Origin of the sequence: Fodinibius halophilus (assembly GCF_011059105.1) — a bacterium.
GTDB classification, from domain to species: domain Bacteria; phylum Bacteroidota; class Rhodothermia; order Balneolales; family Balneolaceae; genus Fodinibius; species Fodinibius halophilus.
The window spans coordinates 1-16,216 of the sequence record NZ_JAALLS010000025.1 but is presented as its reverse complement, the minus strand read 5'-3'; the positions used below and the strand labels follow the sequence as shown (position 1 = coordinate 16,216).

At 43.0% G+C, this 16,216-nt stretch carries 13 protein-coding genes and 1 tRNA gene; 8 read left to right on the top strand and 6 right to left on the bottom strand.

Annotation, left to right across the window (positions count from 1 at the left end; translation table 11 throughout):
- Nucleotides 1–8 precede the first annotated feature (8 nt).
- From ptsP to G3569_RS15580, 7 genes are all read left to right on the top strand, one after another.
- Nucleotides 9–1,700 (top strand): phosphoenolpyruvate--protein phosphotransferase, encoded by a 1,692-nt coding sequence (gene ptsP / locus G3569_RS15610; protein WP_165270890.1) that lies wholly within the window; start codon nucleotides 9–11, stop codon nucleotides 1,698–1,700.
- A 19-nt stretch (nucleotides 1,701–1,719) separates the two neighbouring features.
- Nucleotides 1,720–2,763 (top strand): bifunctional phosphoglucose/phosphomannose isomerase, encoded by a 1,044-nt coding sequence (locus tag G3569_RS15605; protein WP_165270888.1) that lies wholly within the window; start codon nucleotides 1,720–1,722, stop codon nucleotides 2,761–2,763.
- 28 nt (nucleotides 2,764–2,791) lie between these two features.
- Nucleotides 2,792–3,586 carry a biotin--[acetyl-CoA-carboxylase] ligase gene (locus G3569_RS15600; protein ID WP_165270886.1) on the top strand — a complete coding sequence of 265 codons (795 nt, stop codon included), beginning with the start codon at nucleotides 2,792–2,794 and terminating at the stop codon, nucleotides 3,584–3,586.
- Nucleotides 3,558–4,919 (top strand): tRNA lysidine(34) synthetase TilS, encoded by a 1,362-nt coding sequence (gene tilS / locus G3569_RS15595; RefSeq protein ID WP_165270884.1) that lies wholly within the window; start codon nucleotides 3,558–3,560, stop codon nucleotides 4,917–4,919. Before G3569_RS15600 ends, tilS begins: the two co-directional genes overlap by 29 nt.
- A gap of 5 nt (nucleotides 4,920–4,924) precedes the next feature.
- Complete coding sequence (hpt, locus tag G3569_RS15590) at nucleotides 4,925–5,497, top strand: hypoxanthine phosphoribosyltransferase (RefSeq protein ID WP_165270882.1); 573 nt, start codon at nucleotides 4,925–4,927, stop codon at nucleotides 5,495–5,497.
- Between the two features lie 57 nt (nucleotides 5,498–5,554).
- Nucleotides 5,555–5,643: transfer RNA gene (locus G3569_RS15585), tRNA-Ser, on the top strand.
- A 112-nt stretch (nucleotides 5,644–5,755) separates the two neighbouring features.
- Nucleotides 5,756–6,004 carry a GIY-YIG nuclease family protein gene (locus G3569_RS15580; protein ID WP_165270880.1) on the top strand — a complete coding sequence of 83 codons (249 nt, stop codon included), beginning with the start codon at nucleotides 5,756–5,758 and terminating at the stop codon, nucleotides 6,002–6,004.
- 968 nt (nucleotides 6,005–6,972) lie between these two features.
- On the opposite strand, the gene G3569_RS15575 is transcribed toward G3569_RS15580, so the two are convergent.
- The 6 genes from G3569_RS15575 to G3569_RS15550 form a co-directional block, all read right to left on the bottom strand.
- A complete protein-coding gene (locus G3569_RS15575) occupies nucleotides 6,973–9,162 on the bottom strand; it encodes an FUSC family protein (protein ID WP_165270878.1) in 2,190 nt (729 codons plus the stop codon).
- A 1,859-nt stretch (nucleotides 9,163–11,021) separates the two neighbouring features.
- On the bottom strand, nucleotides 11,022–11,489 hold the full coding sequence (locus G3569_RS15570; protein WP_165270876.1) for a GyrI-like domain-containing protein: 468 nt from the start codon (nucleotides 11,487–11,489) through the stop codon (nucleotides 11,022–11,024).
- Nucleotides 11,490–11,737: 248 nt separating this feature from the next.
- Entirely contained in the window at nucleotides 11,738–12,424 is a 687-nt protein-coding gene (locus G3569_RS15565; protein ID WP_165270874.1) for a class I SAM-dependent methyltransferase, read from the bottom strand.
- A gap of 26 nt (nucleotides 12,425–12,450) precedes the next feature.
- On the bottom strand, nucleotides 12,451–12,870 hold the full coding sequence (locus tag G3569_RS15560; protein ID WP_165270872.1) for a secondary thiamine-phosphate synthase enzyme YjbQ: 420 nt from the start codon (nucleotides 12,868–12,870) through the stop codon (nucleotides 12,451–12,453).
- Between the two features lie 50 nt (nucleotides 12,871–12,920).
- The gene (locus tag G3569_RS15555) at nucleotides 12,921–13,094 is read right to left on the bottom strand and encodes a hypothetical protein (RefSeq protein ID WP_165270870.1); all 174 of its coding nucleotides are present in this window, start codon (nucleotides 13,092–13,094) and stop codon (nucleotides 12,921–12,923) included.
- Between the two features lie 92 nt (nucleotides 13,095–13,186).
- Complete coding sequence (locus tag G3569_RS15550; RefSeq protein ID WP_165270868.1) at nucleotides 13,187–13,963, bottom strand: SDR family oxidoreductase; 777 nt, start codon at nucleotides 13,961–13,963, stop codon at nucleotides 13,187–13,189.
- A gap of 385 nt (nucleotides 13,964–14,348) precedes the next feature.
- Here G3569_RS15550 and typA point away from each other — a divergent pair, with 385 nt between their 5' ends.
- Nucleotides 14,349–16,166, top strand: coding sequence for a translational GTPase TypA (typA, locus tag G3569_RS15545; RefSeq protein WP_165270866.1), 1,818 nt, complete (start codon nucleotides 14,349–14,351; stop codon nucleotides 16,164–16,166).
- The last annotated feature ends 50 nt before the right edge of the window (nucleotides 16,167–16,216 follow it).

Genomic DNA, 16,216 nt, shown 5'->3' with positions numbered 1-16,216 from the left:
ACTAGGAAATGATGTTGTCTGGAGCGCCGGGAGCACCGGGCATTGTTATTGGTAAGGCCAGTACGTATAAGCGTCGTCTTCCATCGGTATCTGAGACCTTTGTCACTGATGGACAGATCCAGTATCAGCTGGATGAATTTCAACAGGCTCGCACAAAAGTTGAAAATGAACTTAATCAGATTCTGAGCGAACAGGACGAGGCGAATACGGAAGAGCTTGTGCGGATGCAGGTTGAAGTAATTAAAGATCCGGAGCTGAATAAGCAGGTTAAACAGAAAATTATTGATGAAAACTTAACGGCTGATGCGGCTGTAGATTCCGTTTTTGAGACCTACCTGCGTATTCTGAAACAAAACCAGGCCGAAGACCGCTCTGTTGATATTACCGATATCAGAGATCGCCTTATCCAGGTATTGCATAATTATGACGCCCATGATGTGGCTGAAGGAGCTATCGTTATTGCAAATGAGTTAAGTCCCCGTGAGGTTATTGAGTTCGCCGATCAGGGGGTAAAAGGGATTGTCATGGATAGAGGGGGTGTTAATTCACATGCTGCAATTATTGCTCGTTCTATGGGGCTGCCAACAGTTCTGGGAACCCAAGAGGGAACATCAAAAATTACCGGGGATGACCAGGTGGTTGTGGATGGCAGGCTGGGAAAGGTTATCGTTAATCCCGATGGGGATACCCAAGAAAGGTATCGCAAGCAGATTGATGATTATCAGAAGATACTTCGGGATGCAAAAAAGATCTGCCAACATCCCAATAAAACAAAAGATGGAATCTCGTTTTCTTTACGTGCAAATATTGAGTTTGTCGAAGAGTTAGAGGCTGTTGAAAAATATTGTGCCGAAGGTATTGGATTGTTACGTACCGAATCAATCTATTTGCGGAATCAACAGTTTAAAAATGTTGATGAGCAGGAATCCTTTTATATAAAAATGCTGGAAAATACGGCCCCTCATCCGGTAGTTATTCGACTATTTGACGCGGGGGGTGATAAAGTACTCGATAATAGTAGTTTGGAGCAAAATCCTTTTCTGGGGTGGAGAGGCATACGGATGCTGCTGGATCAAGAGGAGCTTTTAGAGCAACAACTTAAAGCAATCTGTAAGGCAGCTGCTGAATTTAAAGGCCGGGTGCGCATTTTAATCCCCATGGTTTCAACAATAGAGCATATTAGCAGGGTTCGTGCTCTGTTGGACGCTGCCCAAGAAGAACTTTCCGAAAATGGTGTTGAGCCTGACAAAGATATTGAGTTGGGAATAATGGTGGAAGTTCCCAATGTTGCACTGCAGGCTGATTTTTTTGCTCAGCATGTTGATTTTATGAGCATCGGAACCAACGATTTAACCCAATATTTGCTGGCTGTAGATCGCGGAAATGAACGCATTTCAAAACTATATGATCAGCGTCATCCTGCTGTGTGGAAACTCATCAACCGGGTATCGCAGGCTGCTCAAAAAGAAAGTATCCCTTTAAGTATTTGTGGCGAGCTGGCTTCTGATCCTGTTTCTGCTTGTTGTCTGGTGGGAATGGGCATTGATGATTTAAGTATGAATGCGGCGGCTCTACCTGCTGTCAAAAAAGCTCTTCGGTCTCATGAGTCATCGGAACTACATGAGTTAGCCCAAAATGTGTTAGATGCTCAAACAATTGGGCACGTTAATGAATTATTTTCTAATTGGAACAGTATTTAAAAAGAGTTAGATAAAGTATATGGATAAAAAGCATATCCAGTCGCTGGATAGCCAAGATATGTGGCAAAAGCTGGTTGACTTTCCAAGACAATGGCAGGAGGCTGTTGATTTAACAGCGAATATCGAATTTACCATTGATAAAGAACGGATAGATAAACTGTGCTTTGTTGGGATGGGCGGTTCAGCCTCGGGCGGAGAGCTAATTCAGGCTTACGTTTATGATGAGTGTCCTTATCCGGTAGAAATAACCCGCCATTACAAAATTCCCGGTTGGGTTGATGAAAATACATTAGTCGTTGCCTGTAGCTTTTCCGGTAATACCGAAGAAACACTCACGGCATTAGTTGCGGCACGTGATAAGGGAGCCCAATCTATTGTGGTAACCTCGGGTGGCGAATTGATGTTGAAAGCTGCCAAAGAAGATATTGATTATATTAAGCTTCCCGGTGGGGTGGAGTCTCGCACAGCGATTGGATATATCTTTATTCCCCTGTATCGCATAATGCAGTATTTGGGAATAATTAATGAGAGTGAGCAGATACTGAATGAGACGCAGCAATTTTTGGCGGATGAAAATGAATTGTACTCTAATCCCGAGGACAATGAGGCACTAAATCTGGCACACGATATTAAGGATACCTTGCCCATTTTTTATTCAGATGCAGTGACCTTGCAACCGGTATGCCTGTGGTGGCAAAATCAGTTTCAACAGAATGCCAAAACGCTGGCCTATAGCAATACATTGCCCGAAATGACGCATAACGAAATTGTAGGATGGGAGCGGGTAGTCCATCTAACCGGACGCCTATCGGTAATTATATTAAAGGATAAAGATGACAGTCCTCGTGTACAGCGGAGGATGCAGATTGTAGAAGAGCTTATTGAAGATCAAACGGCATCGTTGCATATTATTAATTCACGAGGCCCTAACTACCTAAGCAGAATCTTTTCTCTTATCCAGATGGCCGACTGGACCAGCTTTTATTTGGCTATGCTTAGTAATATTGATCCAACGCCGGTAACAAAAATTGATCTATTAAAAAGCAAATTATCTGAAGCGTAAATTTTATAACGTTTTATCATAACTCATTTTGAGTACTCAATTTGATACTTCTGCCTTTCAACAAAAGTTGACGACCCAGTGGATAGGTCAAAGTTTGACCTACTTTGAGGAGCTGGAATCCACAAATTCGTATGTGAAATCATTACCAGCCGACAAAATTGACCATGGTATGCTTTGTGTTACGGATAATCAAACGCAAGGCCGTGGGCAGTATGAGCGTGAATGGGAATCGGAATCGGGACAGAACTTAACATTTTCACTCGTTTTTAAGCCACAGGCACGAGAACGGTTTCATGTACTTACATTAGCATGTGCATTAGCAATTGTTGACCAGCTTCAAGAAATTTTTAATGATCCGCAGGTTTGTATTAAATGGCCCAATGATGTATTGCTAAATGGTAAAAAAGTAGCTGGGTTACTAACAGAGACCATGTTTGCCGGAAATAAATTAGATCGCCTGGTCATAGGTATTGGGATGAATGTTAATCAGACCTCCTTTTCACCGGGTATTTCATCCGAGGCTACTTCTGTTCAGCTTAAGAAGGGGCATAGTGTTGAGCGCGAACCATTGCTAAGTAACCTGCTTCGTCGTATAGAGTATAAATATAATCTGTGGCAGCGTCAGCATCGCGCTTTAATAAAAGGAATAAACCGGAATATCGTGGGGTACGGGCAGTGGGTAGGATTGAAGGTAAATGGGGAATTGAAAAAGAATACCTTTAAAATGCTGGGTATCAACGAGAAGGGACAGCTGTTAATGTTAAACCAAGATGGCGGAATTGAATCGTTTTCTTATGAGCAGATCCGACTTATTACCGATTGAAAAAGAGGTCCGCCGCCAGGTTGTACGTCATTGTGGTGACCCCTCATCCCCATTTTTTATCGTTGCTGTTAGTGGCGGGGTAGACTCTATGTGTTTGCTTTATCTGTTCAAAAGGCTGGGGATAGAGGCTTTGGTTTCTCATATCAACTACCAGAAGCGAGGAAAGGAGTCCGACAAAGATGCTGAACTTGTTGAACAAATGGCTTTTGAATGGGGCTATAAATGCCATACCGTCAATGCCGACCCTGCTAATGGCCAAGGTGAAAATTTTCAACAATGGGCTCGCAACCTGCGGTACCGTGTATTTGAAGGACTATATAATGAATATGATGCTGATGGCATTGCTGTTGCTCATCACGAAGATGACCAGGTAGAAACCATCTTGCAAAAGATCTTCAGAGGTGCCGGTTTAGCCAGCTGGACCGGGATGGAGCCTTGGAATGGGAAGCTGTTCCGTCCACTGCTGAATTTTTCCAGAAGTGAGATTGAAGAGTATGCCGATAAATGTGCTATCCCATATCGAACAGATCAATCCAATTTGGACACCAATTTTGCCCGAAATCTTCTTCGTAATAAATGGCTTAAGAAGTTGGATAACTTTTTCCCGGGTTGGAAAAAGAATGTGCTGCGTATCAGTGAAGAAGCAGATAATTATGAGCAGTCTATTGCCTGGATTGCCGATAGGATTACAGATGATAAGGGGATTCGAGAACAGGGTTTCCACTCACTTGATGCTGGACTTCAGAGAGCAGTAATTCTATACTTGTTGAAAAAACAAGATCCGGGAGTACAAGTATCACGACAAAGTTTAAGCAGGGTAGAAGAGTTGGCAGATTTGCAGACGGGCAAAGAGCTTGAACTCACACCACAGTATTCAATTTTTCGGGATCGCAGTTATTATGTGCTAAACAGTACCAGTGAAGAACTGTTTAGCACTATCACCTTGCACAAAAATACCTTAGCGGATGGGCCGTATATTCATGCTAATATTTCTCTACAAATTACAGTTGATATAGATCGCGATTTTAAAGAGGGTTTATATTTGGATGCCGATAAAATACAGTGGCCAATAACCATTCGCCGCTGGCAGCCGGGCGATGTTCTACAACCCTTGGGGATGAGCGGGCATCAAAAGGTGGCAGACCATCTGACTAACCGAAAAGTGAGGGCTTCAAAGAAGAACCAGGCAATTGTAGTTGAATCTTTTGAAGAAACAATCTGTGCCCTTATCTTTACGCCAATTAAAAAACAATCAGCAACAGGCACAGTTTCAGAACAGTTCAAATGTGAAGCTGATACGAAGCAATGCCTGTTAATAACTAATCGAACGTAGTATACATGTCGCTTTATAAGCCCGAAACGGTTCAGTGCAACGGTGAAACTTTCAGCATTTATCTTACAGAGGAGGAGCTCGAAGAACGCATTGCCGAATTGGGTAAAGAACTATCAGAAAAGTATGAGGGCCAAAACCCAATTTTTATAGGGGTGTTGAATGGGGCCTATATTTTTCTGTCAGATTTGATGCGCTCGGTAGAGATCCCATGCGAGGTCGACTTTTTGAAGCTCAGCAGTTATGGTGATGAAAAAGTATCCTCGGGAGAAGTGACGGATCTCAAAGATATTGATGCTGATATTGAAGGTCGTAATGTGATTCTTGTTGAAGATATTGTTGACACCGGGCTGTCAATGAATTATTTGTTGGATAAACTGGAGAAGAAAAATCCCGAATCCATTGCCACGGTTACATTGCTCCACAAAACCGAAGCTACTCATCACGAAGTACAGCTGGATTATGTAGGGTTTAAAATTCCCACCCTTTTTGTATTGGGGTATGGGTTGGATTATGCCCAGGAAGGTCGAAACTTAGCCCAGATTTATATCCTGGACGAAGAAGACCAAGAAAATGAATAATATTTATATTTTTTATTGATAAGGATTGCAAAGCAGCTTATATTTGCGACTTCACTTGGAGAGGTGGCTGAGTGGTCGAAAGCGCTCCCCTGCTAAGGGAGTATACCCCCAACGGGGTATCGAGGGTTCGAATCCCTCTCTCTCCGCTCAACTGCGCCACCCACTGCGCATAAAACTTCTGTGGATCCAGACGGCTTCGTTGAGCAAGCTCTTATGCTTGTTTAGCGAAGCCTTTGTTATTTCAAGAGAAAAGAGAGTATGTATTACGTATATATATTGAAAAGCAAAAATAGAGATTGGCGATACATCGGTTATACAAAAGAGTTAAAAGAGCGATTTGCAGCTCATAATGCAGAGAGCGTCCAATCTACGAAACATTATGCTCCTTTTACGCTCGAGGCATATGTAGCTGTTCAGACCAAAAGGCAAGCCCGGGAACTGGAAAAGTACTTTAAGACGGGATCAGGTCGATCGGTGCTTATGAAACGAATCTTGCAGTCGACGTAGCTTTAGCGTAGTCGACCCTCTNGAAAAGTACTTTAAGACGGGATCAGGTCGATCGGTGCTTATGAAACGAATCTTGCAGTCGACGTAGCTTTAGCGTAGTCGACCCTCTCTCTCCGCTCAACTGCGCCATCCACTGCGCATAAAGCTTCGTGGATCTAGAAGGCTTCGTTGAGCAAGCTCTTATGCTTGTTTAGCGAAGCCTTTGTTATTTTGGAGCATTTCTGATTGTAATGGTGGTGTGGGTATCTCGCTTGAATAATATCCCCAATTGAGGCGTCACTCAGCAAAAGTAAGTCCGAGCTCTGGCCTTTCGTCGGGCGACTGGGAGGGAATCATAAAAGGAAGTAAAGAATGTTCTATTACGCTGGAGTAGTAGGACGGATGTGTTTGAATAATCTTTTGGCTCGCCTGGAGTGCAATTCCCTTGGAGCTAGCAGGATTTTTAATCCCTTTAAAACAATATGGCACAGGCGGGGTGCTTGCAGTATAGTTAAGTGATGGATTAGTAGGGGGGCACACGCACAAGAATAATGGCAAGTTAACTTCTTTTAGTTTGTCTGTAGTAAAAACTATATCTCCCGCTAGTTGAGATGACATTAAGATATTGTAGTGAGGGAAATACACACCGTTTTAACAAGCGAGTCATTTCGAACGCAGTGAGAAATCTGGATTCAGATTTCAGGGTTAGAAGTTGGAATATGCCATATAATCCTAATTCAAACGTCTCTCCTCCCCGGGAGGAGACCAAGAGGTGGGTTAGTCATGCTATGACTATCTTGTCTTTCCGTTGAAGATCTTTGTTCCTCTGTTAATTCCTGGCAAAAGCGTAAATAATAGCAACCTAGCATTCGTGGGTGCCAGAATGGGAGCAAAGATGCTAAAGGATCATGAGTTACATAAGTTATTAAAAAACCATTATTCCCAATATTAAGTACTTCAACTGAAGCCTGGGTCTAAGCGAGCTATTTCTAACCTTCAGCATCTGCAGTTTCTGAATTTCCGGTATAGCGTTCCGGATAGGCTGCCCGATTAACAACCGACCGACTCAACTCAAGCATCCAGCGTAACTGCCGACTCAAATAGTTGATGTGTGCATAGCGCAGATAGGTCTCTGAATGATGTTGGGCCGGGATATCTTCGGGTTCAAGTTTGTTTTTAAGGGTATAGATCTGTTTTGACAGTGCTTCGCTGGCTTCTTCAATACGTTCGGACTTAGCGACTTCTTCATCAGGAGCAGAAGCGGAAGAATATCTGAAGCAGCGCTCAGAAAGAGCCATATTATCGTAAATTCCTTTGCCTATAATTTCAAACTCGGGATGGTGAAATTGCTGTTTAGGATGTCGCTGTAAGAAGATACCCAGTGATGTTGTGGCAGAAAGAATCATATAATTCAATAATGCCAGATCGTAGGAAAGTCGAGCTCCTTTTTGTTTTGATTTGGGATCACCGGAAAGGCGGTGATAGGAAGAGATAAGATTAGCCATATCCACATAAGCCTGTTTACGAGCCAGACGGTATTCTTTTTCATCGAATTTACCCCGAAACAGATAGCTGAGTACCTTATCAAGATACTTTTTGTTGGCTTTTAGCGACTGCCGTAAGAGATACGGAAACTTTTGATACTCCCATGAAGGCCAAAGGTAGTGAACTGCTCCTATAACCAAGGTAGCTCCTATAATAGTATCAACCACCCGGAATACTACCATAGAGGGTATCTCACGGTTTAAAAAGCTGTACATAAAAATCACAAAAATGGTAAAAAAGGAAGAGGCAACAACATAATTACGCACGACATAGGTAAAGGCCAGGGTAAGGGATATGCCGAAAATAGCAAGTGACGCTGCATGGCTGGGATCAAGCAGATATAATCCATAGGCAATAATAGCTCCAATAAGGGTACCTGCAATACGTTGGAAAAAGCGCTTGCTGGTAACACCGTATCCGGGCTTCATTACCACAAGTATTGTTAATAATACCCAGTAGGCATTTTGGAGACCAAGGATGTGGGCCAGTCCATAACCTGCTACAGCTGTTGTTGCTGTTCGCAGGGCATAACGAAAGTAGCTGGATTCAAAACTCAGGTTGTCAATAAAACTTTCCCAGTTTAGTGGGTTTGGGGTGATGAATTGAGGTAGGTCTCGAGAACTGAGTTCGGATTCCGATTGTTGGCTAAGTTCCTCAGGAGCATCAGCATATCCTTGCCAGTTTAGGATGGCTTTCTGAATTACTTCCACTTTTTGAAGCTGTTTGTGTAAGTAGAGTTCAATACGCTTCAATGTGTGATAGGTCTCTTCATCGCGCTCGTCATCCTCAAAAACTTTCTGCTTGAGTTCGCCCAGTTTTATTTCGAGGTTTCCAAGTTCATCCTGCAATTGCATGGGATTCTTATAATCATTTCCATGCTGTAGAACATCTGCGAGGATATCCATCTCTTCGTGAATTTTGGTAATAATGTCTCGAATAATACTATACTCGGGATATCGGTGTAGTAAATCTCGAACCTTGGGATAATCGATAGGAGTCGCCATGGCAAGCTCGTGCATATCGATGAGCTCAATGAATATCAGATTATAAAGTCGGCGTTCACTGCTGCGCCCGGATAGCAAGGAGGTGTTACTAAACAGTAACTCTCGTACACTTTCCTGCGTCTCATTTAAATCGTGTTGTATTTCGGCTATTTCAAAAATGCCTTCTTCATGATCAATATCCGGCTCTACCATGGTAATGCGTTGTTGAAAAAAGTGTCCTGTCTGGCGCATGCATGTAGCCAGTCGTCGTGTAATGGTACGAGTGCCGGTAAAAAAGTGGATCACTAACGCAAAAAAAGTGTACCACAGAGAACCACTCAACATTAGTGAGCAGTGGTATAGAATATCATTGAGTGAATTAAAGCGTCCTACCAAGCTAATGGCAATAATGATGGCTAAATACCCCATTAAGCCCATAAGAGAATAGCGCAGACTAAATGGAGAAATATAGGCCAGGCCAAAGACAAAGAGGAACAGCATAGCCAGGATTAACATAAGGTTGCCCCCGGTGAGCAACAGCAGAAAGGTAATAGTGATCGATATTCCCGTAGTGATAAGCAGAGCAGAAGCTTTGGAACGGAATGTACCTGCAATATCAACACCGGAGACAAAGAAAGCACCCAGCATCATCTCAAGGCCAATGGTTGGATAGCCCAGCAGTTCGCTGATTACAAGGGGAATTAAAGCCCCGGCGGCATGGCGCAGGCTGAGGTAGAACTGTTCGTCCCTGGAGACCTCCCCTATATATTTTATCGCCTGTTGGAGTTGGTCAGTTATCTTAAAAATGGTAATGAGTCTCTTTTATACTACACAGATCTTTGATTTTTATGACCCTTAATATAAGAAGTTACAATCGGCAAAGAAGGGGGGTAAAAAGATTTTATCTATTCTTAATGCAAGGAGTGGTAGTCCTTCTTATGATCGAATCCATCACGGAGAGAGTGGGAACAGAAGAAGGTGCAGGAGGATGGTATTACATATCGTTTTGTTGCCTTGTTCAACGAAATCTTGGCTTAGTTGCGCTCTGCGTAAGAACGAGACTCTCCCGATTTTGGCAATAGTTTATTACCACTCTGCGGTACAACTTTTTTCGCTTGTTCTATTTTCGCTGGTAGTTGGATCAGTAAAGTTGGAACTACCAAAAATTGATTGGCTGTTGAGAATACCAAACCAATAGCGCGAGCGTCTTGCTCGTGCTATATTGACCCACCCTTGGTCCCTCCCTAAAAATTCAGGGAGGGAAATTCTTTTCCCTAATAAAAGCAGTGTCATTACGAGGGAAGAGTGTTTTTACTCTGACCGAAGTAATCTTCGATCGCGTGGATGTTCATTTTTGTAACCAAAAAACGAACCCAAAAAGTACAGGCACTACTATGCCAAGGTGAAATCTGCCGAAGCCCATAGGCGTAGGTATGGCTTCGTAGCACGCAGGGAATCGCAAATTTTGTTCTGGTTAAAGCAGTGAGGTCGCATGCTGCTTTAACTCGACAGTTGTTATTAACACGCTTTTCCCGCGATTTGTCTCCAGGCCCCCGACTTTAAAAACCATATTATAATTCCTTGTCATCCCGAACCATGTGCTGAGCTCAGCGAAGTATCTCTTTCGGGATCTCGGTTTTATTCTCTGCGTGGAAATGCATGTACTACTATTGACCCACCCTTGGTCTCGTCCTGCGATCAGGTAAGGAAACTCCGTTCTTCAGCAGAATCACTGTCATCCTGAGCGCAACGTAGTGAAGCCGAAGGATCTCCTCGAATAAGTTCGCGTAGTAGCTAAAGGGGGGGCATATATCATAGAGCTATTTTCGAGAACGGAACACCTCCCGACCAATTCGAAATCCGCGAATTGCCCATCCTCCTCGAGGAGGGATCTTTTTCGGAGTTCTGTTGAAGGGCAAGAAAAAGCTCCCCCTTCAGACATTATCCGAATGAAAAGCGTTGAGTGTAGTAAGAAGGGGGCTGGGGATGTTATAGTTCATCTTAAGGTAATTAAATCACCAAATTTAAAGCAGTCTCCCTTTCTTAGATCGCATAGGAGCTAAAAGGATATCCTTTAACGTATCAAGTAGCTATGTCAGGGAGATCGCCGCGCTTCACTCGCGATGACAGGCGTTGATAGAGCAAGAAATAATCCTCTTTGTGCTTCTAACTATGATATGGCAGGTAATGTGAAGGGAAGGAAGTACAGCTATGGCCTCGAAGTTTTAACGTAGTGGCGGAGGATGGCCGTGATACATTTTAGTACCCCTAAAGCGTACTATGTTGTCCCAAGTCTGTACAGCTCGCAGGGAGGAGACACATGAATCTTTTTTTAAATAAATAGTGAAATATAAAAGTAAGCCACGGATTATCTCCCCTCGAGGGGAGTACCGCGAAGCGGGAGGGGGGGTTGTCCTGTCACATATCATCTCGTTCCGATACTCAGCTGCGGAACGAGAGTGAAGCACTTAGCTTTAAAAAATAATCTTCATTCTTAATTGCAGATCCCGCTATTTTGTTGAAAGATAAATATCAACCTCAGCATTATCCCAATCTTGACTTTTGGAGCCATATACCTCAAAATCAGCGAGATACTTCCTGTTTAGCTCTCCATCTTTTTCCCATATTTCGCGCCAGGCATTAGCTACGCAGTCGGGTATTTCTCCTTTAGCAGTGATTTTTTGGTACTTCCCTTCGGGGATTGTCAGTTGATCCATTCCTTTAGGAACTTCAGTTTCTGCAGGTACTTTACAACCTATAAAATAGGAATATGGTTGGGTGAAATCCCCCTCATAATCGTGGTAAACGGCAAAGACTTCATCACCGAGTTTATTGGGAATATTAGATATACAATCCTCAGATTGAAATCTTTCCCATAATTGCCCACAATCTTTTTGGGCCTGATTATTCTCATTGGTCGTTTTTTCGGGCAATGACAATCCTATTAATGTAATCTCTTGAAGTTCTGTTAATTTCATAATAAATAATTTTAAAATGTAAAATCCAGATGATAATTATATCTGGGAATCTAAATCTTGGCTATGCTATTTCAAAATAAATTGTAAGAAAATCTAGCTAAGGGGGAGGGCTAACTATTTTAAGTGTTTTGCAAAACCAGATACATCATCCTGAATTTATTTCAGGATCTTCGCTTTAATGCTACTGTACATGAGATACTGATTCTCCAGTAGAAATGAGAAGGTGCGGATGGTTTTGCAAAGCCTCCTTACTTTGTAAGAGTAATAACGGTATATTCTCGTTCCACCTCGTCACCACTTTTGCTGGTAACTTGTTCAGTTTTATCGCGGACAGAAGCAACCTGGAATGCTGTTTCTGCAACGAGCTTTTTAACATCGTCAGTATTAAAAAGGTTAAACCCATACTCTGCAAAAGGCAGCTGTTTCATAAAAGACTTCTGGGCAAAACCGATGCTACAGGAACCGCCGGGTTTTAGCACCCTGAAGACTTCGTTAAGTAGATGAACGGATTTCTCCCAAAAGTATATCGTATTGACAGTCATAGCATGATTGAAGGTGAGATCTTCGAATGGAAAGTTAAGACCGTCATATAAATGAAAGGAAGCGAGATTCGAGTCAATTTTATCCCTGTTAATCCTTTCTGCTTCTCTCTTCATGGTTTCTGAAATTTCCAGGCCGTGATATCGTATATCTTCAGCTTGATTGAGTACTTTATCCAAATGACTGCAGTTGCCGTGGCCAATTTCTAAAATGGTATCATTATCAGAAATACTAAGTGAATCAATAGTACTCAATGTCATGCTAATGTTAGTTTCTTCCATCTTTTGGGCAACCTCAACACCTTTTTCTCCCTCAGGAGAACATAGCTGTGAAGCTAACTCTTGCAGGTCTTCATCCCTAAACTCGTTTTCGATATTCTCTTGTCTGTTGCTCATTTTTTGAAGGCCTAAATTGTGAAAAGCTATTCTCCATGCAGCGTTACGACCAGCTTCCTGCGTCCACCATTATTCCGGTGTTCACATAAATAGATACCCTGCCAGGTTCCAAGGTTTAGTTTGCCATCCGTAATGGGGATACTTACCGATGAACCCATCATCGAGCTTTTAATATGAGAGGTCATATCATCGGGGCCTTCAAGGGTATGCTCATACATCGAGGTATCTTCCGGGACCATCCGTTTGAAATGAGTTAAGAAGTCGCGACGTACCGAGGGATCTGCATTCTCATTGATGGTGAGGCTGGCACTGGTATGTTGGATAAAAATATGAGCCAAGCCCGTTCTAATCTCTTTGATTTTAGGAATGGTTTCTAAAATCTCATCTGTGATAATATGATAGCCCCGAGATTTCTTGGAAAGGGTTATCTTCTGCTGATGCCACATAGTCAGTTAGATTGTAATACTAATATTTTATGAACAAATTCTGACCGAACTTAAATATTGGTAGGCCCAAATGTACGCTCGGTATATTGTCCAAGATAATAAAATCCGGCTAAAGGAATCAGAGAAAAAGTGGTATAGAAATCAGCCCAGTCCAGGTATATAATTACTGATAACATAATACCCATGAAAATAATTATTGAATAATCGAATAGTTCCCTATTCATAGCAGTGTTGGTTGTTAGTCTATTAATGGTCACTCGTTATCCCCGAAACCTATTAGGGGATCTCTATTGAAAAAATGATCTAAAGGGAGTAGCTAGCCAAAAATTCCCTGTATGCTGCCGCCGTCGTGGCTTATTGTTTGCCCCGTTACGTATGAGGAATGGGGGGATAACACCCAGCCGGCCAATGAAGCGATCTCTTCGCCTTTCCCAAAACGTCCTACCGGGATAGCAGCTTCCATCTCCTCTTTTACCTCTTCATATGATTTATCGGAGTTGTCGACTTTCTTTTTGATGACGCGTTCAATGGCAGGAGTATCGTGAGATCCGGGGGCCAGAACATTGACCGTTACCCCGGTATCGGCAACTTCCTGCGAGAGAGATTTCGCAAAACCGACGATACCGGCTCGAAATGAATTGCTTAACACGAGCGACGGAATAGGCTGTTTTACAGATTGGCTTTCTACAAATAGGATACGTCCGTATTCTTTGGAGGTAAAATAAGAAACCAATCGCAGAACAAGCTCAATTTTCCAGCGCATTACCTTCTCATAGGCTTGGTCCCAGTCATAAATGGCTGTTTCTAACGGGCTTAAGGCCGGAGGTCCACCAGCATTGACAACGACGCCATGAAGTTGCTCATTGCCAATAGCTGCTTCAATTTTGTTGTGTGTATCATCATCGGTGAGATCGCCGGCAATAATATCGGTAGCGTCAGGGTAGTTATCTTGCAGCTCTTTAAGCTTTTCTTCGCGACGAGCAACCGCAATTATGCTGGCCCCTTCGTCTAAAAGTAATTCTGCTATAGCTCGCCCAAATCCACTACTTGCACCACAGATAATAAACCGCTGGTCTTCAATCTCTAAGTCCATCAAAAATAATAATTTTGTTTTAAAACTGGTTGTCTATCCTACCCTGGGAAAACCGGTGCTTTAAACCTGCGTTTTACCCGGAAAATATTTAAGAGGAGTTAAAACTCTAAATTGCTGAATCTATATATACCAAAATACCTGCTGATGAGCAATTTAGGGAGTGCTAAAGCATATTAGAAAAAAATGAACTTTCTAATAATGAATTACGCAAATAAAGTCGTATCTTTGCACGCTTGTGAAAATAGGATGTAGGCCCTTATGTCATTCTGAACTTATTTCAGAATCTACCCTCTTCTCTTTTTAGAACGAAGAACCTGATCTGTCGGACGTTAGACAGGCTGACACGAACTTCTGAAGGACCTATCTAAATAATACTCAATTTTTTATGTACAACGATTTAAGAAATATAGCCATCATAGCCCACGTTGATCACGGTAAAACAACCCTGGTCGACCAAATGTTAAAGCAGAGCGGTACCTTTCGCGAAAATGAAGAGGTTGCAGAACGGGTGATGGACTCCGGGGATCTGGAGAAAGAGAAAGGGATTACCATTAGTTCCAAGAATACGGCTGTTAAGTGGGGAGATACCAAAATAAATATTGTCGACACCCCCGGTCACGCTGATTTCGGTGGAGAAGTAGAACGTATCCTTAAGATGGTAAACGGGGTGATTATATTGGTGGATGCTGCCGAAGGTCCACTCCCGCAAACGAAGTTTGTGCTTCGCAAATCATTAGATTTGGGCTATGAACCTATTGTAGTGATCAACAAGATCGACCGAAAAGATGCGCGTCCTGATGCTGTGCTGAATGAGATCTTCGACTTGTTCGTGATGCTGGATGCCTCTGATGAACAGTTAGATTTTCCAATTATTTATGCCGAAGGGATTAACGGAATTGCCAAGCACGAGCTTGAAGACGATAACGATGATCTTACCCCACTTTTTGATAAGATTGTGGAAACCATACCAGCCCCCGAGCAAGAGTTTGATGCACCCTTTAAGATGTTGGTCAGCAGTATGGACTGGAATGATTATGTCGGTCGTATTGCCATCGGACGTGTGGAACAGGGGACTATTGAACAGGGCCAAGAGATTGCCCTGCTTGATCGGAACGGGGATCTCAAAGAAAAAGCAAAAGCTACCAAACTCTTTACTTTTACCGGCTTGAAGCGCGAACCGGTAGAGAAAGCAGTAGCCGGAGATATTTTTGCATTGGCCGGATATGAAAAGGTGGATATCGGGGACACCCTGACGGCCACGAACGAAATGACCGCCCTCGACTATTATGATATCGATCAGCCGACAATGGCGATGTTTTTCCGGGTTAATGATTCACCTTTCGCAGGATTAGAGGGTGAGTATGTGACTTCAAATATGATTAAAGATCGATTGATGCGTGAAATTCGCACTAATGTTTCTATTGAAGTTGAGCAGACCGACGACCCTGACATTTACAAGGTTGCCGGCCGTGGAGAGTTACAGTTGGCTATTCTGACGGAAACAATGCGCCGAGAAGGATATGAGTTTGCGGTATCGCGCCCTGAAGTACTGTATAAAGAAATTGATGGGCAGCGGCACGAGCCTTTTGAAGAGGTGGTTGTAGATGTACACAAAGATTACAGTAACCGTGTAATTGATAACCTGCAGCAGCGCAGAGGAATTATGACCTCAATGACCCAGGAGGGAGACAATAATCGCCTGATCTTTAAGGTGCCATCTCGTGGCCTCATCGGTTTCAGGGGAGAGATGCTCACCGAAACGCGCGGTACCGGTATTATGCACCAGCAGTTTGATGCCTATGAGCCCTATGCCGGTGAGATTCCCGGACGTAACAGTGGTACGCTCATCTCTTTAGAAAAAGGGGAAGTCACCAGTTATGCGCTTGAAGGCCTGCAGGATCGGGGTACGTTCTTGGTTGAACCCGGTGATTCAGTGTACGAAGGACAGGTAGTAGGTATTAACAATCGTTCTGATGATCTGGTTGTTAACGTAGTGAAGAAGAAAAACCTTACGAACCACCGTGCTACCCAGAGTGCTGATGAGGTTAAGATTGCCCCGGCCAAAAAGATGAGTCTGGAACAGTGCATCGAGTTTATCGATGATGATGAACTTTTGGAAGTAACGCCCAAAAGCTTGCGGATTCGTAAAAAATATCTCGATTTCAACGAGCGAAAAAGAGCTAAGAAAAAAGCTGAAGCATAGTTATACAGCAGTTATTTATTAGGGACCTTTGCAAAACCAGGCAGTCATCC